Origin of the sequence: Mesorhizobium sp. B263B2A (assembly GCF_020165775.1) — a bacterium.
Lineage (GTDB): Bacteria > Pseudomonadota > Alphaproteobacteria > Rhizobiales > Rhizobiaceae > Mesorhizobium > Mesorhizobium opportunistum.
In genome coordinates this window covers 90,285-112,418 of sequence record NZ_JAIUIU010000006.1, presented here as the reverse complement: position 1 = coordinate 112,418, position 22,134 = coordinate 90,285, and the positions used below count along the sequence as shown (strand labels likewise).

General features: G+C 62.8%; 26 protein-coding genes. 13 read left to right on the top strand and 13 right to left on the bottom strand.

Annotated features, from left to right (window positions below; genetic code table 11):
• Window positions 1-49: 49 nt before the first annotated feature.
• The gene (locus LB568_RS12990; RefSeq protein WP_013895844.1) at window positions 50-214 is read right to left on the bottom strand and encodes a hypothetical protein; all 165 of its coding nucleotides are present in this window, start codon (window positions 212-214) and stop codon (window positions 50-52) included.
• A gap of 395 nt (window positions 215-609) precedes the next feature.
• Between LB568_RS12990 and LB568_RS12985 the strand changes: the two genes are divergently transcribed.
• The 3 genes from LB568_RS12985 (at window position 610) to LB568_RS12975 (ending at window position 3,583) form a co-directional block, all read left to right on the top strand.
• Window positions 610-1,077 carry a hypothetical protein gene (locus LB568_RS12985; protein WP_049802390.1) on the top strand — a complete coding sequence of 156 codons (468 nt, stop codon included), beginning with the start codon at window positions 610-612 and terminating at the stop codon, window positions 1,075-1,077.
• A 121-nt stretch (window positions 1,078-1,198) separates the two neighbouring features.
• On the top strand, window positions 1,199-2,266 hold the full coding sequence (locus tag LB568_RS12980; protein ID WP_224730338.1) for an aldo/keto reductase: 1,068 nt from the start codon (window positions 1,199-1,201) through the stop codon (window positions 2,264-2,266).
• 48 nt (window positions 2,267-2,314) lie between these two features.
• A complete protein-coding gene (locus LB568_RS12975) occupies window positions 2,315-3,583 on the top strand; it encodes a cysteine desulfurase-like protein (protein WP_224730337.1) in 1,269 nt (422 codons plus the stop codon).
• A gap of 15 nt (window positions 3,584-3,598) precedes the next feature.
• Here the strand turns inward: LB568_RS12975 and LB568_RS12970 are convergent, their stop codons facing one another.
• The 9 genes from LB568_RS12970 to LB568_RS12930 form a co-directional block, all read right to left on the bottom strand.
• Window positions 3,599-4,627 (bottom strand): histone deacetylase family protein, encoded by a 1,029-nt coding sequence (locus tag LB568_RS12970; protein ID WP_224730336.1) that lies wholly within the window; start codon window positions 4,625-4,627, stop codon window positions 3,599-3,601.
• Entirely contained in the window at window positions 4,624-5,136 is a 513-nt protein-coding gene (locus LB568_RS12965) for a GNAT family N-acetyltransferase (RefSeq protein ID WP_013895839.1), read from the bottom strand. The genes LB568_RS12970 and LB568_RS12965 overlap by 4 nt, the downstream gene beginning before the upstream one ends.
• Before the next feature lie 210 nt (window positions 5,137-5,346).
• On the bottom strand, window positions 5,347-6,276 hold the full coding sequence (locus LB568_RS12960; RefSeq protein WP_013895838.1) for a 3-keto-5-aminohexanoate cleavage protein: 930 nt from the start codon (window positions 6,274-6,276) through the stop codon (window positions 5,347-5,349).
• A gap of 4 nt (window positions 6,277-6,280) precedes the next feature.
• Window positions 6,281-7,666 carry an aspartate aminotransferase family protein gene (locus LB568_RS12955; RefSeq protein ID WP_224730335.1) on the bottom strand — a complete coding sequence of 462 codons (1,386 nt, stop codon included), beginning with the start codon at window positions 7,664-7,666 and terminating at the stop codon, window positions 6,281-6,283.
• 1 nt (window position 7,667) lies between these two features.
• Window positions 7,668-9,308 carry a N,N-dimethylformamidase beta subunit family domain-containing protein gene (locus LB568_RS12950; RefSeq protein ID WP_013895836.1) on the bottom strand — a complete coding sequence of 547 codons (1,641 nt, stop codon included), beginning with the start codon at window positions 9,306-9,308 and terminating at the stop codon, window positions 7,668-7,670.
• An 8-nt stretch (window positions 9,309-9,316) separates the two neighbouring features.
• Entirely contained in the window at window positions 9,317-10,081 is a 765-nt protein-coding gene (locus tag LB568_RS12945; protein WP_013895835.1) for an amino acid ABC transporter ATP-binding protein, read from the bottom strand.
• Window positions 10,078-10,737 carry an amino acid ABC transporter permease gene (locus LB568_RS12940; RefSeq protein ID WP_013895834.1) on the bottom strand — a complete coding sequence of 220 codons (660 nt, stop codon included), beginning with the start codon at window positions 10,735-10,737 and terminating at the stop codon, window positions 10,078-10,080. Before LB568_RS12940 ends, LB568_RS12945 begins: the two co-directional genes overlap by 4 nt.
• Window positions 10,738-10,748: 11 nt before the next feature.
• Window positions 10,749-11,396, bottom strand: coding sequence for an amino acid ABC transporter permease (locus tag LB568_RS12935; RefSeq protein ID WP_224730334.1), 648 nt, complete (start codon window positions 11,394-11,396; stop codon window positions 10,749-10,751).
• Window positions 11,397-11,460: 64 nt separating this feature from the next.
• Complete coding sequence (locus tag LB568_RS12930; protein ID WP_013895832.1) at window positions 11,461-12,243, bottom strand: ABC transporter substrate-binding protein; 783 nt, start codon at window positions 12,241-12,243, stop codon at window positions 11,461-11,463.
• Between the two features lie 137 nt (window positions 12,244-12,380).
• On the opposite strand from LB568_RS12930, the gene LB568_RS12925 reads away from it, so the two are divergent.
• The gene (locus LB568_RS12925; protein WP_224730333.1) at window positions 12,381-13,340 is read left to right on the top strand and encodes a LysR family transcriptional regulator; all 960 of its coding nucleotides are present in this window, start codon (window positions 12,381-12,383) and stop codon (window positions 13,338-13,340) included.
• Between the two features lie 15 nt (window positions 13,341-13,355).
• Here LB568_RS12925 and LB568_RS12920 read toward each other — a convergent pair whose 3' ends face one another.
• A complete protein-coding gene (locus tag LB568_RS12920; RefSeq protein ID WP_224730332.1) occupies window positions 13,356-13,772 on the bottom strand; it encodes an acyl-CoA thioesterase in 417 nt (138 codons plus the stop codon).
• A gap of 166 nt (window positions 13,773-13,938) precedes the next feature.
• On the opposite strand from LB568_RS12920, the gene LB568_RS12915 reads away from it, so the two are divergent.
• From LB568_RS12915 to LB568_RS12905, 3 genes are all read left to right on the top strand, one after another.
• Window positions 13,939-14,187 (top strand): ParB N-terminal domain-containing protein, encoded by a 249-nt coding sequence (locus tag LB568_RS12915; protein ID WP_318013266.1) that lies wholly within the window; start codon window positions 13,939-13,941, stop codon window positions 14,185-14,187.
• 169 nt (window positions 14,188-14,356) lie between these two features.
• Entirely contained in the window at window positions 14,357-14,842 is a 486-nt protein-coding gene (locus LB568_RS12910) for an SRPBCC family protein (protein WP_224730330.1), read from the top strand.
• Between the two features lie 63 nt (window positions 14,843-14,905).
• On the top strand, window positions 14,906-15,856 hold the full coding sequence (locus tag LB568_RS12905; protein WP_224730329.1) for an alpha/beta fold hydrolase: 951 nt from the start codon (window positions 14,906-14,908) through the stop codon (window positions 15,854-15,856).
• 49 nt (window positions 15,857-15,905) lie between these two features.
• On the opposite strand, the gene LB568_RS12900 is transcribed toward LB568_RS12905, so the two are convergent.
• Entirely contained in the window at window positions 15,906-16,949 is a 1,044-nt protein-coding gene (locus tag LB568_RS12900) for an isopenicillin N synthase family dioxygenase (protein WP_224730328.1), read from the bottom strand.
• Between the two features lie 114 nt (window positions 16,950-17,063).
• Here LB568_RS12900 and LB568_RS12895 point away from each other — a divergent pair, with 114 nt between their 5' ends.
• The 6 genes from LB568_RS12895 to LB568_RS12870 all read left to right on the top strand — a co-directional run bounded on the left by LB568_RS12895 (window position 17,064) and on the right by LB568_RS12870 (window position 21,889).
• Complete coding sequence (locus tag LB568_RS12895; RefSeq protein WP_013895825.1) at window positions 17,064-17,462, top strand: GFA family protein; 399 nt, start codon at window positions 17,064-17,066, stop codon at window positions 17,460-17,462.
• A gap of 151 nt (window positions 17,463-17,613) precedes the next feature.
• Window positions 17,614-17,811 carry a hypothetical protein gene (locus LB568_RS12890; RefSeq protein ID WP_224730327.1) on the top strand — a complete coding sequence of 66 codons (198 nt, stop codon included), beginning with the start codon at window positions 17,614-17,616 and terminating at the stop codon, window positions 17,809-17,811.
• A 226-nt stretch (window positions 17,812-18,037) separates the two neighbouring features.
• A complete protein-coding gene (locus LB568_RS12885) occupies window positions 18,038-18,910 on the top strand; it encodes an undecaprenyl-diphosphate phosphatase (protein ID WP_224730326.1) in 873 nt (290 codons plus the stop codon).
• A 143-nt stretch (window positions 18,911-19,053) separates the two neighbouring features.
• Window positions 19,054-19,680 (top strand): transglutaminase-like cysteine peptidase, encoded by a 627-nt coding sequence (locus tag LB568_RS12880; protein ID WP_224730325.1) that lies wholly within the window; start codon window positions 19,054-19,056, stop codon window positions 19,678-19,680.
• A gap of 132 nt (window positions 19,681-19,812) precedes the next feature.
• Window positions 19,813-20,604 carry a phosphodiester glycosidase family protein gene (locus LB568_RS12875; protein WP_224730324.1) on the top strand — a complete coding sequence of 264 codons (792 nt, stop codon included), beginning with the start codon at window positions 19,813-19,815 and terminating at the stop codon, window positions 20,602-20,604.
• Between the two features lie 217 nt (window positions 20,605-20,821).
• Complete coding sequence (locus LB568_RS12870; protein ID WP_224730323.1) at window positions 20,822-21,889, top strand: GH25 family lysozyme; 1,068 nt, start codon at window positions 20,822-20,824, stop codon at window positions 21,887-21,889.
• A 34-nt stretch (window positions 21,890-21,923) separates the two neighbouring features.
• On the opposite strand, the gene LB568_RS12865 is transcribed toward LB568_RS12870, so the two are convergent.
• The gene (locus LB568_RS12865) at window positions 21,924-22,112 is read right to left on the bottom strand and encodes a hypothetical protein (protein ID WP_224730322.1); all 189 of its coding nucleotides are present in this window, start codon (window positions 22,110-22,112) and stop codon (window positions 21,924-21,926) included.
• Between the last annotated feature and the right edge of the window lie 22 nt (window positions 22,113-22,134).

Genomic DNA, 22,134 nt, shown 5'->3' with positions numbered 1-22,134 from the left:
TGGACGTCGAGATGTCCCGGACCGATCCGGGACATCTCGCAATATGCATTTAGCGAATAGACATTTCGCGGGCGATGCGCGGAAAATCGGCGGGCTTGACGCCGATGTCGGCACGGTCGGCATTGCTCATCGAATGAAGCAGCGCGAGAGCCGCGCGATATCTCAGATGTTCCTGCGGGCGCGGCCGGGCGAACATTTCAGTGAAGAAACCCATGACTCAGGCTCCTGGTTGGTCCTCCACAACCAGCAATATAGATGAATCGTGACAATTGTGCAGTGCAGCATTTGCATGCCTGCCATGTCTGAATGATTTGCATAAAATTTTTTTGGGCCCGTGAAATTTTTGGGCCGCAGGACCCGTAGGCTTGAACGCCGGCACATGGCCAGTTTTTCCTCGCCACTCCTGGCGAATTTCCGGGCTGCATGAAAGTGCAGTCCGGCTTTTGTTTGAGGAGCTTTGGGTGCTCGGGCGGCAATCCTCGCAACGGCTAAATTCGTTAACATCGGTGGCATGTATTTTTAACGAGCCGGTTCTATGGTCTGTAACCCAGACAGTCGGGCAAGTGGGAGGCTGACATCGCTACCAGCGCCAAGCGCGATTTCGCTTCGCTGCTCGACGACCTCTTCGTTGCGTCTGACGGCATCGGGGGCGACGGCATCGAGGGCGACGGGGCCGGTGCGCGTCCGTCCATTCCGTTCGATTATCTGTCCGTTGCCGATGAACTCCATTCCGGCCGTATCAAGGTATCCGCGGCCGAATATCGTGAGGCGGGTACCGACTTGGCCAGCGAATTCGCTGCCTTGCTCGAACACGCCAAGCTCGCTCTGGCCGGCGAAGAACCAAAGCCCGAGGAGATATTGCCGCCGATCGATCCTGAATCGATCGCGGTCGAACTGGGACTGGATCAGCCAAAGAGCACCGCCGATTTCGGCCGCGTGCGTCGCCGCTTTGCCTTCGCCAACCATCCGGACCGCGTCGCCCCGCATCTGCGCCAGCGCGCCATGATCCGCATGCAGGTGGCCAATATGCTGATCGACGAAGCCAAGCGCCGCGCGGTGGCCGGCGCTCGCCGCTAAACAACACCAGTTCACGCAAAAGTCGGCTTGCCGAGGCTTGGAGAGCACCGCCGCTTTCCCTATAGATGCTGACCTCATTCCCGCGCAGCCGCGCACGCTTTCCCTCCGGAGCAGAAATTCCATGCACAAACGCCGTCTCGGTCGGACCGATCTCCTTGTTACCCAGATTTGCCTGGGTTCAATGACCTGGGGTCAGCAGAACACGGAGGCCGAAGGCCACGCGCAGATGGACCTGGCGTTTTCGCGCGGCGTCAATTTCATCGACACCGCTGAACTCTATCCGATCCCGCCGAAGGCAGAGACGCAAGGGCGGACCGAAAAGATCATCGGTAGCTGGATGAAGGCCAAGGGCAACCGCGACAAGGTGATCCTTGCCTCCAAGGTCGTCGGCCGCACCGCCAACAGCTGGTTTCGCGGCGACAGACCCTCGCAATTGGTGCGCGCCGATATTCTTGACGCCATCGACAAATCGCTGGCCAAGCTCGGCACCGATTATCTGGACCTTTATCAAATTCATTGGCCGGAAAGGGACATTCCCTGGGGCGCCAACCCGACACGCGTCGGCGCCGTAGCGCGGCGTCCCGATGCGATCGGCGCGCCGGCGGGCGAAACGCCGATAGAAGAGACGCTTGCCGTCTTCGAGGAACTGGTGAAGGCGGGAAAGATCCGCCATTTCGGCCTCTCGAACGAGAGTTCCTGGGGTGTGATGCGTTTCTTGGCAGAGGCCGACAAGAGCGTTGGTCCGCGCGTCGCGTCGATCCAGAATGCCTACAATCTCGTCAACCGCACCTTCGAGGTCAATCTCGCCGAGGTCTGCGAACGCGAGGAGGTGTCGTTGCTCGCCTATTCGCCGCTGGCGCAGGGCTATCTCACCGGCAAATACGACCATGGCGCCCGCCCGCAAGGGTCGCGCTCGCAGCTGTTCAATCGCGGCCAGCGCTACGAGACGCCCAATGCCGCGGAGGTGCAACTCGAATACAACGAGTTGGCGCGCTCGTTTGGGCTGGAGCCGGCGCTGTTTGCCAATGCCTATGTATCGAGCCGTCCGTTCGTCACCTCGAGCATCGTCGGCGCCACGACTATTTCGCAGTTGGAAATGGCGTTGTCCTCGGTGGATGTCGTCTGGACCGAAGAGATGCAGAAGGCGGTGGACGCGATCCATCAGCGGGTCGGCAATCCTTGTCCTTGATTGGTGCAAGGCACGGAATTAATCAGGAATAACAAAAGGGTGGAGACAATGGCGGACTTTCCGATCGAGGCGGTGCGAGCAAGATTCCCGGCTCTGTCCCTGACCGACAAAGGGCGTCGCCGCATCTATCTCGACAACCCCGCGGGCACGCAGGTGTCGCAGGCCGTCGCCGATGCCGTGTCGCGCTGCCTGCTCACCACCAATGCCAATCTCGGCGGCTATTTCGAAACGACGATAGCCGCTCAACAAGTCGTCGATGACGCGCATCAGGCAATGGCCGATTTCCTCGGCGCGGAGAGCCGCGAGGAAATCATCATCGGCGCCAACATGACGACGCTAACCTATCACATTTCGCGCACGCTCGGCCGCACCATGAAGCCCGGCGACGAGATCATCCTCACCCGCATGGACCATGAGGGCAATGTCTCGCCCTGGCTGCAGCTGGCCGAGGATCTTGGCCTTGTGGTGCGCTGGCTGCCCTTCGACGAAAAGAGCTGGCAGGTCGAGGAGGCAACGCTGGCCGACCTGCTATCCGACAAGACGCGGCTGGTCGCCTTGAACTATGCCAGCAACCTCACCGGTTCGATCAACCGGGTTAAGTCCCTGACTGCCATTGCAAAACAGGCCGGCGCGCTGGTCTATGTCGACGCCGTCCAGTTCGCGCCGCACGGCCTGATCGACGTGCAGGAACTCGGCTGCGATTTCCTGATCTGCTCGGCCTACAAGTTCTTCGGCCCGCATATGGGCACATTGTGGGGACGGCTAGATATCATCGATGGCCTGAAGGCCTACAAATGCCGTTGCTCGTCCAATGGCCTGCCGGAGCGGTTCGAACTCGGCACGCCGCAGATCGAGCTGATGGCTGGCCTCACAGCGGCGGTCGATTATTTTGCCGAACTGGGCGCGGCAGCTGGCCAGGGCGGTTCAAGAAGGCAGAAGATCGCGAAGGCGTTCGAAGTCTCCATTGCCTATGAAAACCCGCTGGCGCAGAGGCTGATCGATGGCCTGGCCGACATTTCAGGCCTGACCATCCACGGCATCACCGACCCGAAGCGGCTCGGAGATCGCGTACCGACGGTCTCCTTCACCGTTGACGGCATCGTTCCCGAAACCATCGTCCGGCAGATGAACGCCGAAAACATCTTCCTGTGGTCAGGCCACAACTATGCCTGGGAGATCGTCCATCAGCTGGGCATTCCGGCCGAGCAAGGCGTCGTTCGCATCGGCATCGCCCACTACAACACACGCAATGAGATCGACGAGACGCTGGAGAGCGTGCACCGGGTAATCGCGATGCTCAGGCAGCAGCGGTCCTGACGCCGGCCAGAATTGTCACCGCGCCTTGCCGCCGAAACCGGTGAGGAAGGCGGTGAGATTGTCGCCGAGTGCGTCGCAGAGATAGCCGCCTTCCTGGACGATGACGCTCGGCAGGCCGAGCCCGGCGATGGCCTCGCCAATGCGCGAGAAGCCGGGCGTGGTCACCGAGAGACCGCCGAACGGATCGCCCTCGAATGCGTCGAGACCGAGCGCCACGACAAGCGCATCCGGCGAAAAGGCTCGTATGCGCTGGGACGCGACCTCAAGCGCTTCGAGGAACGCCGCGTCGGCGGATTTGCGTGGCAGCGGCAAGTTGAAATTATAGCCGAGGCCCGGCCCTTCGCCTCGCTCGTCGGCATGACCCCAGAAGAACGGATAGAAACGCACCGGGTCGGCATGCAATGAGACGGTGAGCACATCGGGCCGTGCATAGAAGATGCCTTGCGTGCCGTTGCCGTGATGCAGGTCGACATCGAGGATCGCCACGCGGGCCGCGTTTCTGCGCAGAACCTGAGCCGCAACGGCCGAGTTGTTGATGAAGCAGAAACCGCCGGCGACATCGGCAAAGGCGTGATGGCCGGGCGGGCGGCACAGCGCATAGGCGGCCGGTGCGCCAGCCATCACCGTTTCGGCGGCTTCGACCGCGCTCCAGGCGCTCCACAGCGCGCTTTGCCAGGTCTCGCCGGAGATCGGGCAAGCCGTGTCGGCCATGTGATAGCCGGCCTGGCCGACCGCCGAGGCCGGATAGGAACCGTTGCGGGCGATCGGGTGGATGTTGGGGATCACCTCGGCGGATGCGCCATCGATGCGTTGCCAGCGCTCGAAGATGTGCTCGAGAAAGTCGAGATATTCGGGTGTGTGCACCGCCGAAACAGGGCCGAGCCCGTGATTGCGCGGCCGTTCGATCGTGCAGCCCGCAGATATCGCTCCGGCTAATAATCTCTCGACCCGTTCGGGTTTTTCCGGATTGGGCTGTGCGGCACCGCTGGAAAGAAAGGCCTTGGGGTCGTGGCGTTTCTGCTCCTGCGCATAAAAGGCTTTCATTCCTGCTCCCCATTTTCCGGCGCATCCGCGAAGGCGAAAAAGGCTTCGCCGATGATCTTCTGCGTCTGTTCGTAGCTCGACCAGGCAATGCCCAGCCTTTCATAGAAAGCCTTGGCGCCTTCATTGTCGGTGTCGACGGACAGTCTGAGATAGACCCCGCCTTCTTTTCGGCACTGCGCTGCGACGCGCCGCAACAGCCGCTCGCCGATCTTGCGGCCGCGGAACCGGTCCTCGACGTAGAGATCCTGCACGTAGACGCCAGGCCGCCCCATCCAGGTCGAAAAGATCGGGAAATACAGGCACAGCCCGGCGAACTCGCCGCCGACTTCGGCGATCAGGGTCGAGAAGGCGGGCTTTTCGCCGAAGCCCCAGGTTCTGAGATCGTCCGCCGTCGAGACGATTTCCTCGGGCGCGCCGATATGGGTGCCGAGTTTCAGGATTGCCGCGTGTATGGTTTCGACGTCTTCGATGCGGCCGGGGCGGAGGAGGACTTCGGAGCGGTTGCTCACGATAGGCAAGGCGCCCAGGCACCCCCCTCTGTCCTGCCGGACATCTCCCCCGCATGGGGGGAGATTGGCAGCTTTGGCCTTGCCGCCACTGTTTTGACGTTGGAGATTTGCGAAAACCGGAGTGACATCCGATCTCCCCCCTTGCGGGGGAGATGTCCGGCAGGACAGAGGGGGGTGTGACGGAACGCAAACATCTCAGTCAAGGGCATCTCAAAACGCCACCCTATCCCCACCCTTGAGCGCCAGCATGTGGCGTGCTTCGGCCGGTGTGGCAACTTCCAGCGACAGCCCGTCGAGAATACCACGGATGCGCCGCACCTGATCGGCATTGGATTTCGCCAGCTGGCGGCCATCATAGAGGCTGTCTTCCAGCCCGACACGGACATTGCCGCCCATCGCCGCGGCGATCGAGATCAGCGGCATCTGGTTGCGGCCGGCGGCCAGCACCGAAAACTGGTAGCTGTCGCCGAACAGTTTGTCGGCGATGCGCTTCATGTGGACGAGATTGTCCGGGTCGGCGCCGATGCCACCCAGGATGCCCAGCACGAACTGGATGAACAGCGGCCCCGACACCAGGCCGCGGTCGCGGAAATGCGCCAGCGAATAAAGGTGGCCGATGTCATAACACTCGAACTCGAAGCGCGTGCCGCAGCCTTTTCCGAGTCTTTCGAGCACGCCCTCCATGTCGGCGAAGGTGTTCTTGAAGATGGTGTCGCGGGTGGCTTCTAGCAGTTTCGGTTCCCATTCGTGCTGCCACTCCCGTGGTTTGTCCAACATCGGGAACAGCGCGAAGTTCATCGAGCCCATGTTGAGCGAGCACATTTCGGGCTCGGCGCGGAGCGGCGCAGCCAGCCGTTGGTCGAGCGTCATCAGCGACGAGCCGCCGGTGGTGATGTTGATCACCGCGTCGGTTGCCTGCTTGATGCGCGGCAGGAACTGCATGAAGACGTCCGGATCGGCGGTCGGGCGGCCATCCCTGGGGTCGCGGGCGTGAAGGTGCAGGACCGAGGCACCGGCTTCGGCCGCCGCAATGGCATCCGTCGCGATCTGGTCCGGCGTCACCGGCAAATAGGGCGACATCGACGGCGTATGCACCGAGCCGGTGACCGCGCAGGTGATGATGACTTTTCGCGGCGCCATTCCCTTACCCCCGGCCTTCGACCGGCAGGTCGAGCTCGGAAGCCAGAACCTCCAGCGCGTCACCGATGATGGAGACGATTTCGCCGACCTGTTCGCTGGTGATGATCATCGGCGGCGCGATCATGAAATTGTCGCCGTCGACGCCGCCCTTGACCCTGCGGCCATAGATGATCAGCCCGCGCGCATAGGCGAGGTCGAGCAGGCGCTGCGTCGCCTTCTTGCCCTGGTCGATCGGCCGCAGCGTCTCTGGATCGGCGACCATCTCGGCGCCGGTGAGCAGACCCTTGCCGCGCACGTCGGCAATGAACGGGAAGCGCTTGGCAAGTCCCTTCAATCCGTCCATCAGCACATCGCCCATCGCAGCCGCATTGGCGATCAGGTCGAGTCGGTCCATTTCACCCAGAACCGCAAGACCGGCGGCGCAAGCGAGCGGATTGCCGGCATAGGTGTGGCCGTGCTGGAAGCCGCCGGAGGCGAGCAACGGCTGCACCAGCCGCATCGGTGCGGCGAGCGCGCCGAGCGGCGCATAGCCAGAGCCCAGGCCCTTCGACAGCGCGACGATATCGGGCTTGCAGTTCCAGTGGTCGCCGCCGAGGAATTTGCCGGTGCGGCCGGCGCCGCTCATCACTTCGTCATGGATGAGCAGGATGCCGTAGCGGTCGCAGATCTCGCGGATGCGGGCATAGTAGCTGTCCGGCGCCACCAGGGCTGCTGTGGCGGCACCCCCGATCGGCTCCATGATGAAGGCGACCACGCTTTCCGGCCCCTCGGTGAGGATCTTCTCCTCCAGCATGTCGGCATAGCGAACGCCGCGCTGCTCCATCGAAAGATTGTCACGGTCGCGCCAGGCGGTCGGCGCCGGCACGGTCGGCATCGACCGCATCATCGGCGCAAAGGTTTCGGACAGCGCATCGTCGCCGGTGATCGAGAGCGAACCCAGCGTGCCGCCATGATAGGAGGGAAAGCGGGTGATCACCTTCCAGCGGCTGGCCTGTCCGGTGGCGACCGCCCATTGCCGCGCCAGCTTGATGCAGGATTCGGTCGCTTCCGAGCCGCCCGAGACGAAGAAGATGCGGTCCATGCCCTCCGGCAGTTTCCCCGCGAGTTCCCGCGCGAGTTCTTCCGCCGGCTCGTTCTCGAAATGCAGCCGGTAGGCGAAGGTGGCGCGGTCCATCTGCCGCTTCATGGCATCGAGCACGTTGCGGTTGGAATGGCCGATATTGGCGACCATCGGCCCGCTCGATCCATCGATGAAGCGGCGGCCGTCCTGCGTCCACATGTAGATGCCCTCGGCGCGGTCGATCAGCGGCCGGCGCAGGCTGGACAAATAGAACAGATGTGATTCTCGCCGGGCTTCGGTCTGTTGAGCGGCGATCTGGGTTTTCGACATGTCAGGGCTTTCCGAGATAACGATCGAGGACATTTTTTGTGACGCGTTCGACCATCGGGTCCTGTCTTAGCAGGCCGGCAACCCATTCGCAGCTTCCGGCGTGGAACACCTCGCCCTTGCCGCGCGGAAAATTGACGATCATGCCGTTGCCGCGTTTGACTTTCTCCAGATTGGCGTCGCTGCCCTCGCCGAACAGCGTTTCGGCGCTGAAGCGGCCATCCTCATCGGTGAGGAACTGGTCCTCGATCGGGATATCGGCGCTTTCCTCGACCTGGGAAGCCATGCCGACGGCGAGAACCTGCAATCCATCCGGCGCGCCGCTGTCTGACGTGGGGTAGGGCAGGCCGCCGCGGATCTCGAAGTCGAGCCCGTCCACCTCATAGCCATAGACGTGGCTGTCGGCGCCGAGCAGGTCGCCGTAGTAGATGCCGGTGCCGGCAAAGGCCCAATGCTCCGGTCGATAGACCGGGAAACCGCGCACGCCGCGCGGCGCGCAGCCGCCCCAGCCGGTATAGAGGCCACGGGTGGCGTTCAGCCCGAAGGTTGCCGAGCCCGGCCGGCCGATTTCGGGCGCTTCCCAGGAGTTGGTGGCGCGGGTCACGTCGCCGCCGCGATAGGCGGGATCCTCGGCGCGGGCACGGTATTTGTAGCAGACCTGGCGGCGTCCCTCATCCTCCAGCCGCGTCTGCCACATGAAGTTGCCGGCAAAGCGCGCCGCATGGCCACCGCGCTCCACATATTTGTCGACCGCGTCGCGCATTTCCCAGGTCCAGTACTCGTCATGGCCGACGAAGACGGCGCAGTCATAGCCGTCGAGGATGTCGGGCGAGAAATGCAGGTCGTGCTGGCTGGCGAGGTCGACACCGTAGCCGGCCCGCTCGGCGAAGCGGAAGAAATGGCTGTCGTAGCTGGCCCAGCCCGACGAGGCGTATTTCTTCGAATGGCCGGTGGCGAGCGCCCATTCCATATGCGGATAGCGCGGCACGGTCTTCGGCGGCACGGCGACTTCCAGCGGCACGCGCGGCGCATCCCCGGGCAGCACGACAAAGCCACGGCACCAGGGGCGCTGGGTCGATACGATGGGCGAATACTGGTTGCGGTCAGGCCCGGTGATGCCCTGATAGTGGTTGGAGCCGCCCCAGGTGTTGTAGGCGAGCCAGGTGCCCGTCGCCGCAACCTGCAGCACGCGGCCGGGCTTCTTGCCAGGTTGCGGGCTGACGATGAACAGATGGTGGCACTGGATCGGCTTGCCGTCGCGACCGCCGGCGGTCAGCGTCACGCGGTATGCACCGGACGGCCAGTCGCCGCCGAGGCGGAATTCGAACGAAGTCTCCCAGCCGCAGCCCTCGGCCGAGCATTGGTCCGGACTGTCCTGCCAGCGTGCCGCGATGCCCGATTTCTCGAACACTTTCGTTTCGGTGCCGCCGTCGCGGGTGATCGTCATGCTAAAGGACGGAGCCGTCGAACTGACATGCAGCGTCACCGTCTCGCCGGGACGATAGGAAAATCGGTCCGAGTAGCACCAGATCTCGCCGCGCTCGCCATCCATCCCAGGCCATTCGTAGTAGTGGCCGCGCACGGCGTGACGGCGCCGCTCTGGCGTCAGTCCGAAATCGGGGAATTCCGTGGGCAATCTGGTCATCATCGTACTCAGGCGGAAAGATATTTCTTGAGGAAGGTGCGGGTGCGTTGTTTCTGTGGGGCTCGAAACATGTCGCCCGGCGGTCCCTCTTCCACCACCACGCCACCGTCCATGAACAGCACACGGTCCGCCACTTCGCCGGCAAAGCGCATCTCGTGCGTTACGATGAGCATGGTCATGTGTTCCGCGGCAAGCTGTTTCATCACTGCGTTGACCTCGTCGACCAGTTCCGGGTCGAGCGCCGAAGTGGCTTCGTCGAACAGCATCACCTTGGGCTGCATGGCTAGCGCTCGGGCAATCGCCACGCGCTGCTTCTGGCCGCCCGAAAGACGCGACGGATAGGCGTCGATCTTGTCGGCGAGCCCGACCTTGGACAACAGCCCATGCGCCAAAGCCCGGGCATCCGCCTTCGGCATGCCTTTCAGGATCATCGGCCCCATGGTGATGTTCTCGATCACGGTCAGGTGCGGAAACAGATTGAAGTGCTGGAACACCATGCCCATCTGCTGGCGCACCTTGTTGATGTGCCGCTCGAAAGCCTGGCCGTGCAGTGGCTGGTTGACCTGCACGCCGTCCAGCCAGACGTCACCGCCGTTCAATGTCTCGAGATGGTTGATGGAGCGCAGCAACGTGCTCTTGCCGGAGCCGCTCGGCCCGATGATGGCGACGATCTGCCCACGCTCGACCGACAAATCTATGCCTTTCAGCACCTCGACGGCGCCGAAGGATTTGCGCGCACCGCGGACCTCGACCATTGGCCGCTGCGTACTCATCGGGAGACCTCCACATGTCTTTCAAACCGATGCAAGGCCGCTTCGAGCACGAGGTTCAAGATGTAATAGAGCGCCGCGGCCGTGATGTAGAACTCGAACGGGCGGAACGTTTCGCTGATCGCCAGTTGCGCCGAATGAACCAGTTCCGCGATGCCGATGACCGAGACGACGGAGGATTCCTTCAGCAGCGCGATCAGGTTGCTTCCGATTGGTGGCGCCGTGTTGCGGATGGCTTGCGGTATCACGACATAGCGCAGCGTCTGCCACTTGCCGAAGCCGATGCTGCGTGCGCCTTCGGTCTGGCCGATGTCGACAGCCACGACACCTGCCCGGATCACGTCTGCATTGTAGACGGCAAAGTGCAGGCCAAGCCCGACGATGCCGGCGGCAAGTGCCGGGATGTCGATACCGACCTGCACCAGTCCGAAATAGATCAGGAAGAGCTGCAGCAGCAGCGGCGTCCCCATGAACAGCCACATGAGCGCGCGCACGGGATAAGCGAGGATTGCCGGAGCATAGAGTACGGTGATGGCAAACAGGATGCCGAAGACGAAGCTTAAGGCTCCCGCCGAAATCGTCAGCACGGCGGTCCACCAGGCGCCTGTCACCAGAAGGTCCCAGTAAGGCGCGACGATGGTGAAATCCAGACCTTGCATCTCGTTCCCCGTCAGACGATTGCAAAGCGCTTGTCGAGCATGTCGACGATGCGGGCGAGGGCGTAGACCATGACCATGTAGAGCAGTGCCGCGACACCGAAGATCTCGAATGGCTTGTAGGTGGAGCCAATGAAGCGCTGGGCGGTGTAGGTCAGCTCCACCACCGAGATGGTGGACACCAATGCCGAGCCCTTCAAAAGAGCGACGGTGTTGACGCCGAGCGGGCGGATCATCAGCCTGGCGGCTTGCGGCAGCACCACTTTGCGCAAGGTCTGGAAGCGGCTGAAGCCGATGGTGCGGGCAGCTTCGGTTTGGCCCCGGTCGACCGCTATCACCGCGCCACGGATCGATTCCGCCATGTAGGCACCGATGTTGAGGCCAAGGCCGATGACGCCGGCCGCGAACGGATCCAGATTGATCCCGATCTGCGGGCCGCCGAAATAGAGCACGAACAGCTGGATCAGGCAGGGCGTGCCGCGAAACAGGCTGACATAAACAGCGCCGAGCGCATGCAGGATCGCGGATCTCGACATCTTGGCGGCCGCGGCCAGCGCTGCCGCCGCCAGCCCCAGAACCAGGGCCAGCGCTGTCAGTTCCAGCGTCACCAGCGCGGCCTCCACGAAGAAGGGGAAGACGCGGCTCATCAAGGAGAAATCCATGGGGCAGCCCAGCAGAAACGACAGGCGGCCTCAGGCGAACTTGCGTCGCCTGGGGCCTGGGAAATTAGCGGATGTCGCTGCCGACCCAGTGCTTGGAGATCTTCTCGTAGGTGCCGTCGGCCATCATCTCGTCCAGCGCTTTCTGCATGGCGGCCTTGAGTGCCGGGTTGTCCTTGCGGATGGCGATGCCGATGGCGACGCTGCCGCCTTCGATATCAGGCGTATCGAGTTTGCGGACCTTCTCGCCGGTTTCCTTGACGGCGACCATGACCGGAATGTTGTCGACGACGATGGCATCGACACGGCCGGCCTTCAGTTCCAGCAGCAGTTCCGGCAGTCCCTTGTAGGTGCGGATGTCCCAGCCACCCTGTTCGCGCGCCCATTTCTCGTGCGTCTCGCCGAGCGTTACGCCAAGGGTCTTTCCCTTGAGTTCGTCGAGGCTCTGCACCTTGGAATCCTGGTTCACGAAGACCGCGCGGCCGGCGTGGTAGTAGGGGCCGACGAAATCGACCACCTTCTCGCGCTCGGGGGTGATCGTCATCGAGCCGACGACGGTGTCGTATTTGTTGGCGAGCAGACCGGCAATGATGCCGTCCCAGGCGGTGGTGATGATCGTGCCCTTGACGCCGATGCGCTCTGCGATCGCCTTGCCGATATCGGCGTCAAAGCCGACGACCTCGTTCTGGTCGTTGACGAAGTTGAAGGGCGGGTACTGGCCGCTCATGGAGATTTTCAGTTCGCCCGCCGCCTTGATCTTTTCGAGGTCGTCGGCCTTGGCCGAAACGGCGGTGAAGGTCGACGCAAGCAGCAGCGCCGCGACCGCAATGCCGGAAAATACCCTGTTCATCTGGTTCCTGACCTCTGTATTGGAGCGCGAAGGCTTGTTGTTGGGAGGCGTTGGGGCGCGCTCCTGACGGCAATGATTGCTTTTTGCGGCAGCATTGCGCAAATAGATAATGCGAATAGGGAGCATAGATATCAGGAATGGCCTTGTCGCGCCCCGAACGTCTGGTCTGGGACTTGGACTGGAACCTTCTGCGGACCTTCGTCGTCATCGCGGAAGTGAAGAGCATCACCCGCGCCGCCGAGCGGCTCAACCTCAAGCAGCCCAGCGTCAGCAACGCGCTGCGGCGGCTTGAAGACCGGGTTGGCAGGCGGCTGGTCGAGCGTGACGCGACCCGCTTCGAACTGACTGAAGTCGGGCGGCTTCTCTACGAGCAGAGCGTCGAGGTGTTCGGCACGATATCGCAGCTGCCGCTGCTGATGCGCGGCATCAGCGACGATGTCACCGGCCACGTCGTGATTGCCACGGCAAGCCATGTCGTCTCGCCGCTCTTCGACCGGGCGCTGGCGGAGTTTCATCGCGATTATCCGCGTGCCAGCATCACCATCTCGGTCGCGGCAAGCACCGAAGTGGCCAAGCAGGTGCGGGAGCGGCGCGCCTCCTTCGGTATCTGCCTGGTCAGCCAGCGCGATCCGACGCTGGACTATGCGATGGTCTATCGCGAATTCTTTGGTTTCTTCTGTGGCCCCCAGCACAGGCTCTACGGGAAAACCGGACTGGCGCTGGCGGATCTGCGGGGCGAGCCTTCGGTATCCTTCCAGACCGACCATATTTCGGACGCGTTGCGACCGGTCGCGCTGTTGCGCAGCGAAGCCCGGCTGAGCGCCGATGTCGTTGGCGTGTCCTCAAGCCTGGAGGAGGTACGGCGCATGATCGTCGCCGGGCTCGGCATCGGCCCCTTGCCGTTGCATGTGGCGCGGCGCGACGTGGCCGACGGCACATTGTGGCGGCTGCCGCCCTACGATGCGCCGCCGGCCATCGACATCTTCCTGCTCACCAATCCCGACAAGGCGATGAACCGTGCCGAGAAGGCGTTGCTGTCGGGCCTGCAGGCGCTGATCACGGAGACGCCGCTCAACGAGCGCATCTACAATGGCTGAACGGCCAAGCCCGGTCTATTCGATCAGGAACGCTGCCGCACGATTGCGCATCGGCTCGTCCAGGGCCACCGAGGCCCTCGCGGCAAGGTCGAAGCGCACGCTGGTCGTCCGGCTCGATGCGTGGACGATGCCGTCGAGCGATCCCGACATCACCTGCTCGAAGGTGATGGAGGTGCGGCCGATCTTCACCACATGCGAGCGGATGGTGAGGAGCGAGCCGGCTTTCGTTTCATGGCGGTAGTCGATTTCGGTGCGCACGTCGGCCCACCCGGTTGGCGACGGCTGGTTGCCGTCCTGCCCAGCGATATGGCCGAGCAGCTGGAAACTGGCGTCGTCGAACATCGCCGCGTAGTGGCGCACATTCATGTGTCCCATCACGTCGCACATCCAGGGATGCGCGACGCCGACGAAGGTGACCAGGGGTTCGCTCATGGGAATTGCTTGCTCCGTGACCATCGACGACCGCGAAGACGCAATATCGAAACGTGCGATGACAGGCAAACGCTTCGCCGTATTCGTTGGCCGCGCCCTTGGCCCTCCGGGCCAAACCGACTATCTCAGCAGTGACGGCGGCGTTTTTCCGCTACGGGGGATCGGCATGCTCAGAGTGCAAAAGGTCAAGGTCGAGGACATCTACGTGCCGACGGCGCGCAAGAAGACATTGCACCCCGAGACCGTCCGCCATCTCGCCGAGGACATATTGGAGAACGGCATGAAGACACCGATCCAGGTTCGCCACGACGGCAAGCGTCATATATTGGTCGAAGGCCTGCATCGGCTCGAGGCCGCGAAGTGGCTCGGCGAAACCGAGATCGACGCCTATCTGGTGCAGGCCAAGCGCCACTGACGCGAGCTTCGTTCGCCGCCCAGCCTTCAGACCATACAAGCCGTCGCCAGATTTTCTCCAGTCGCCGGATTTTTTTACTGGCGGTGTCGGGTTGCGTTGCATCGGCTCGTCCTTGGGACGGAAGCCGGATCAACCCCAGATCAAACAGATCAAACCCGAGGAGACCACCGTGGCCACCAAGCTCGACATCGCCCCCGACAACGACCGCGAACTGGTTCTTGCCCGCATCATCGATGCGCCGCGCGAGAACGTCTATCGCTGCTGGACCGAGCCGAAGCTGGTCACGCAATGGTTCTCGCCAAAGCCGTGGACGACGCCGCGCGCCGAGATGGATGTGCGCACCGGCGGCTCGAGCCTTGTCGTCATGGCTAGCCCGGACGGCAATGAGTTTCCCAATCCCGGTGTCTTCCTGGAAGTCATTCCCGGCCGGAAGATCGTCCTCACCGATGCCTACACACAGGCGTGGAAGCCGTCGGAAAAGCCGTTCATGACCGTCGTGCTGACCTTCGAGGACGAAGGCGATGGCAAGACCCGCTACATCGCGCGCGTTCGGCACTGGAGCGTCGCCGGTCGCGAACAGCACGAGGCGATGGGTTTTCATCAGGGTTGGGGCCAGTGCGCCGACCAGCTTGAAGATCTCGCCAAGACGCTTTGACACCGACAAGACGCTTTGAACCGACAAGACGCTTTGACACCGGCAGGACTGGAGGAGACCGATATGTCCAGAACCCTGTTTTTCGCCATTCTTGCTTCGGCCGCGGCGCTTCTCGCCTGCCCGGGCACCACCAATGCAAAGGAACCTGCCATGACGACCGAAACGAGAACACCGCTGAAGCCGGAAAAGTCCGGCCTGCTGCCGATCAACGGCCTGAATTACTATTACGCCGTCTACGGCAAGGGCGAGCCGCTGCTTCTGTTGCATGGCGGTCTTGGCTCGACCGACATGTTCGCGCCGATCCTGCCCAAGTTTGCCGAAAATCGCACCGTCATCGGCGTCGACCTGCAAGGCCATGGCCGCACGGCGCTCGGCGACCGGCCATTCAGCGTGGAGGCGATTGGTGACGACATGGCCGATATCGTCAAGGCGCTCGGCTACGACAAGGTCGACGTCATGGGCTATTCGCTCGGCGGCGGTGTTGCTTTCCGCATGGCTGTCCGCCATCCCGAGATGGTGCGCCGCCTTGTGCTGGTCTCGACCGGCTATGCCACGGACGGTTTCTATGACGAGATGCGCCCGCAGCAGGCTCAGGTGAGCGCCGCCGCCGCGCCGTTCATGAAGGACACGCCGATGTACAAGTCCTACGTCGCCGTGGCGCCGCACCCTGAGGATTTTCCGAAACTGCTCGACGCGCTCGGCAATTTCATGCGCCAGAACAGGGACTACTCGGCCGATGTTCCCAAGCTGAAGATGCCGGTCATGCTGGCCTATGGCGACAGTGACATGTACAAACCCGAGCACGAGATCAAGTTCTACCAGATGCTCGGCGGCGGTCTGAAAGATGCGGGCTGGATGCGCGAGAACCTGTCGCGGAACCGCCTGGCGATCCTGCCCAACCGCACACATTACGACGTCTTCTTCGCCCCGGAACTGACGGCCGCCGCGCTGCCCTTCCTCAACGGCGAGACCAAGGTGAAGAGCTGGGACGAAGTGGTCGGCGAAACGGAGTAGCCTGTCATTTCCCCGCCGGCCGTCTCTGCGACGAGATGGCTGGCGTTGCCTATGAAGCCTTGGCGCGGCGCGGCTGCCTGAGATGCTTGATGCCGCTCATCTCGACGAAATTCGTCGCCGCTTCCCAGAGATAGTCGCCGTAGAGAAACGGCTCGAAGGGCTCGGCGCCTTTCAATGGCAGCGGCGCAATTTCCGCATCGACGCGGGGTTCGTAGAAGAACGGGATCGACAGCCGCACCGTCTTCGGCGCGATCACCCGGTGCCGCGTCGCACGGACGCGCCCGCCGGTCCAGCGCTCCAGCAACTGACCGAAATTGACCGCCAGCGTGCCGTTGGCCGGCGGCACGTCGATCCATTCGCCGGCGAGATTTTTGGCCTGCAGGCCTTCGACACCATCCTGCGCCAGCAAGGTGACGAAACCGGAATCGGCATGCTCGCGCCCGATGATGGTGCGTTTCTCGCCCTTGTGGATCACCGAAAACTCCGGGCCGCTGGTGTCGACGCCGGCGTTGGCATCGCGCAGGGGATAGCGGATCAGGCGCAGCGTCGAGATGCCGTCATCGAAATAGGCATCGAAGATCGTCTCCGGCAGGCCAAGCCCGCGCGCGATCGACCGCATCAGCGCGTTGCCGACGCTCTCCATCGACCGGTAGTAGTCCGCCGCCGCGGCGCGCCAGCCGGGCAGGGCACCTTCGGCCGGCAGCGGCGTTGGCTCGCACAGCGGATCGTCGGAGGCCGAAAAACCTCCGGCATCGGCGATATCCGGTCCGATGATATCCGGCCCGATGTCGATGCCTTCCTTGTAGGAAACGGCTGTCGGCTGCAGCGGGAACCAGCCGCGGTAGACGTTCTTCCTGGTCGGGTCGAAATTCCAGCGCAACAACTTCTGCTTCTCGGCTTCGGACAGCGCGAAGATGCGCAGCAATTGTGCTCGCCTGTCCGGCGTCAGCCAGTGATCGCCGGGAAAGTCGCGGACGGCCATGAAACCGATCCCCGAGGCGGCGGCCATGATCCTGGTGTCGGCACGGTCGCGAGCCGGCGAGGGCGGCTCGAACAGGTCGGCAATGCCGATGGTCTCGATTTCTTGCGCCACGACAAACTCCATCGCATTCCGATTATCGATGGCATCGTATCAAGGCTTTTCAATTGACCCTGTCGGCCGTGCGACTACCTTGCCGCTTATTTTCTCGATTTGCGGAACAAGACGATGGCTAAACATCAGGGCGGCTGCCTGTGCGGAGCGGTGCGCTACAGCACCGACGCGGCTCCTATCAACGAACGCATCTGCCACTGCAGGCTGTGCCAGAAGGCGATCGGCGCTGCCTTCAACGCGCGCGTGCTGTTTCGCATCGACGATGTGACGATCGAGGGACCGCTGGCGACGGTGAACAGCTCGCCGGATCTCGAGCGCGGTTTTTGCCCGGGCTGTGGCACGACAATGTTTTCCAGGCGCGCAACCGCCGGCATCATCGGCGTCACCACCGGTTCGCTCGACGACCCGTCGGCCTTCAGGCCGCAGATGCACATTTTCACCGCCTCGAAACAGCCTTGGGTGGTGCTCGATGATGGCTTGCCGCAATATGAAGGCGCTCCGCCACCAGCCTAGACTTTCCCTCGCCACGCGGCGGCGCCGGGACAGTAAGGCGATGACCAAAATTTAATCCAAAACATCACGCGATAGCCGGCAAAACGTCATTGGCGGGCCATGATTGTCTTCCTATCTATGCTGCGCGGGCCGGCATTCGAGGAGACGACGGATGAACGACAGCATCAGCACCCTGGACGAGCTTTTGAGCGATCCGATGGTCCTGCTTGTGATGGAGCGCGATCGTGTGCGCCCTGAACAGGTGCGCATGCTGCTCGAACGGGCTCGCCGGCCTTCCGTCGACGAGCCGGTCGTTCCGCCGCCGCATGTGATCGCCAGGACCTGCCAGAAACTCTGGCTGTGTCCGTAATCGCCTTGTCTTTTTCTCCTGCGGGAACACTCCCTGTGAGACCGTAGGCCGGCCCATTGGGGCCCCCCCCGACCGACGCGCGTTCAGTGCTGCGTCACCAGCTTACAAATCCGTAAATTGATTATCCCGTCCATGACGGTAAGGCTTGCCCGTGACAGGCCAAGGCGGGACAGGCCAAGGCTGGTCGATGCCGCGCAAATTCGATCTCTCACACACGGAATCCGACATGGCTGACATCTGCACCCAGGGCCTGGATACGGGCTTTGTCGGCCTGGGATATGCCAAGGTCGCCTTTCTCGGCCTAGTGCAGGGCATTACCGAACTGCTGCCGATCTCCTCGACCGCCCATATGCGCATCGTGCCGGCGGTGCTCGGCTGGCAGGATCCCGGGTCGGCCTTTTCCGCCGCCATGCAGCTTGCGGCCCTTGCCGCCGTGGTCAGCTATTTCTGGGGCGATGTCAGGGACCTGCTGTTCGGTTCCATCGACGCCCTCACACGCCGCGATTTTGCCGACCGGCATTTCCGGCTGGCTTCCTGGATCGTGTTGGCGACGGTCCCGATCGTCATTGCCGGCGTGGCGCTGTCGGGCATCCTCAACGCCTGCAATTCGCCGCTGCGCAGCCTGAGCGTGATCGGCTGGTCCTGCATCGCCATGGCGGTCCTGCTGGCGCTGGCCGAGATTTTCGCCCGCCACCGGCGCACCATGGGCGAAGCCTCGCTCGCCGATGCGCTGCTTGTCGGCGTCGCCCAGATCGGCGCGCTGATACCCGGCGTCTCGCGCTCGGGCTCGACCCTGACGGCAGCACTTGGGCTCGGCTTCAAGCGGGCCGAGGCAGCGCGGTTCTCGTTCCTGCTCGGGCTGCCGGCCATCGCTCTTGCCGGCCTCAAGGAGCTTTGGGAACTGCACAAGGTCCATCTCGATGCCCACGGATGGTCGGTTCTCGCCACCGGACTGGTCGTCGCCTCGATTTCCGCCTTCTTCGCCATCTGGGGACTGATGCGCGTGCTGGAACGGTTTTCCGCCTGGCCTTTCGTCATCTATCGTGGCCTGCTCGGCATCGTCTTGCTGCTAGGCGTTGCGATCGGGTGGCTTGCCTAGGCTCGTGGTCGGCTCTGTGTTGCGCGGGAGCAACCTTGAAACCTCCACGCTTCGGCCCGCAAAGATGTGATCAGCCGGCTTGATTGACTTCGGTAGGTAACAGCCTTTAACGTTCTGTTAACAAAACAGATGGGCGGGGCCGGATGGCATCCTCGAAGGGTTGGCGCCGAAAGGCGAAGGGGCTGGGGCTGGCGGTTGCTCTGACCGCGTTGTGTTCCGCAGCGAGTTTCGCCTACGCGGCTCCTGTTTCCATGGTTGTCGGCGGCTCGACCTCCCAGCCGATTGGCCACTATGATTTCTGCAAGATCCATGCCGCCGAATGTTCGGTCCGCTCACACGACAGCGTGCCGGAACAGATGACCGGCAAGCTGCTGCACGAGATGTCAGCCGTAAATCTCTCGGTCAACACGCGCGTCAAGCCGATGAGCGACGTGGACAATTACGGCAAGGACGAGTGGTGGGCCTATCCGGACAACGGCTTCGGCGACTGTGAGGATTACGCGCTGGAAAAGCGGCGTGAACTGAACAGGCTGGGCATTGCCATAGCCAATCTGCTGATGACGGTGGTTCGCAAGCCTGATGGTGAAGGTCATGCCGTGTTGACGGTGCGGACGGACAAGGGCGACTTTATCCTCGACAATCTGACCGACAAGGTCCGGCTCTGGAACCAGACCAGCTACCGCTATCTGAAGCGGCAGGCGAGCGACGACACTGGACACTGGGTCTCCATTCTTGGTGGCGACGAACAGCTGGTCAGTGCTGTCAAATAGTCTCGTCGGCTCCGCGGCCAGTGCCCTCGGGTCCGCGACATCCCATTGCCGATCCACGCCGTTCCAGGCCGAGCTTCCACAATGCCGGCCAGCGATGCTATCCACGGTAGCTCGTTGGAGCTGGGTGGGTGCATGGATTTTCTGACGCTTTTCAATTCCGCGCCGCGGCTGCTGGCCTTGATCAAGGCCACGTTGCCGCAGGCGGTCGCCACGACGGTGGCATTCGGCCAATGGTTCGCGACGGTGCCGCCGTGCCGCGACTTTACCTTCGAGGCGACCAGCTATCTGGTCTGCGAGGTCGACCCCAAGCAATATTCGGTCGAGCTGTTCTGGAAAGACCAGACAGGCAAGCCATTTCAATCGCTGCACAATCTCGACGCCGCCCAGCGCATGGCTGGCCGCACGATGCTGTTTGCCATCAATGCCGGCATGTACCATCCAGACCTCAGGCCGGTCGGCCTCTATGTCGAGCGTGGCCGGGAAATGGCGACGGTCAAGACGGGATCCGGCAGCGGCAATTTCTCGCTGCAGCCAAATGGCATCTTCTATGTCAGCGACGGCAAGGCCGCGGTCCGGGCGACCAGGGACTTCGTCAGCAAGCGGCCGGCCACCGACTATGCGACGCAATCGGGACCGATGCTGGTGATCGACGGCCAGCTTCATCCGAAATTTCAGGCCGACGGCACATCGCGCAAGACCCGCGACGGGGTAGGGGTGCGCAAGGACGGTGTCACGGTCTTTGCCATTTCGAACGGCACGGTGACGTTCCATGCATTCGCCCGGCTGTTCCGCGATGCGCTCGGCTGCGACAACGCGCTGTTTCTCGACGGTACGATATCGAGCCTGCTCGCCCCGGCCATCGGCCGCAACGACGACTACTGGAATCTGGGACCGATGATCGGCGTCTTCAGGAAAAGTGGCTAGGATATGGCCAGGTTCGCGCGGCCCGCCTGCCACGCAGCGTGATGACGACCACGGCGACGATCATCACTGCGATGGCGCCGGCGGCGAATGTCCGAAACCGGCCACAGGCATGGTAAAAAACTTGATTCAATCTTTATTGGTAATTTCTCGTTCATAACTGGTCCGGTTGTCCGTCGGCCGTTGCCCTCGGTCTGTTGTGTTTCGAGTACAGGTCCAGATGCGGTTACCAGGCGTCGTCAGTTTCATGATCGCATCGCTGTGCCTTGCCGGCTGCTCGTCGACATCGGGCATGGACGCGCTCGACGTGCAGAGGCCATCGAACGAAACGACCAGTTCGGTGGTGCGGCCAAGCGCGCCGATCGCATCCGTCCCGGTGGCGAAGGTCGGCAATGCGCGCAGAGTGGCCGAGGCCGCGCCTGCGGACGAAAATGTTCAGCCTTTCGGCCTGGCGGAGGAGGAGACGGTAGCGTTTCCAGCGCCCGAATTGCCCGACAGCGCCGATGCTCCGGTCGAGCCGGCAGCCCTGGTCTCGCCGCCGAAACTGCTGACGCGGGCAGCCCCTGCCATGCTCGCCGGTCCAGTCACGCGCTACGGCTTTCGCGACGCCAAGCCGATCAATTTCGGCCGCTCCTCGCCACGGCACCTTGCCGTGCATGGCGTCGACGTGTCGCGCTGGCAGGGCAACGTGAACTGGGAGAAGCTGCGCGCCCAGGGTGCCAATTTCGCCTACATCAAGGCAACCGACGGCGGCGACCATCTCGATCCGATGTTCATGAAAAACTGGCGCAACGCCGACGCCGCCGGGCTGAAGCGCGGCGCCTACCACTTCTTCTACTGGTGCCGCACCGCCGGCGAACAGGCCGATTGGTTCATCCGCAACGTGCCGAAGGTCGACGGCGCATTGCCGCCGGTGATCGATGTCGAGTGGAACGGCGACTCCAGCTGCAAGCGACGCCCGTCGCGCGAAAAGGTGCTGGAGAAGATGCAGGTGTTCATGGACAAGCTCGAGCGCCATTACGGCCAGCGGCCGATCATCTACACCGCGCCGGATTTTTACCGGGACAATCTCAGGGGCCAATTCCTCGACTATTCGTTCTGGCTGCGCGCGGTGGCGAGGCATCCGTCAAAGGTCTATCCCGACCGCAAATGGCTGTTCTGGCAATATTCCGGCTCCGGCCTGTCGCATGGCGTCACCGGCCGTATCGACCTCAACGTCTTCAATGGCGACGAGCGGCAATGGCGTGCCTGGGCCGGCGGCCGGCAGATGGTGGCCGACGCGGACTAGGGTTTTTTCGCGCGTTGCTGCTCGTTCCGGCTGCCTATTGGAGCTGGTTGCTCCGGTCGTTCCGCTCCTCGCTCAGCCGCAGGCTCCTCCTCAAGGCCATGATCTCGGCAATCGCGGCATCGATCATGGTGAGAAGCGTAAGCGTATCGTGCTGAGTGGGATCGGCCCTGACATAGGCGAGCTGGTTGACGATGTCGGTGTCGTCCTCGGTTTCGTCGCTCATGGCCGCGTTCCGGTTGTTGTCT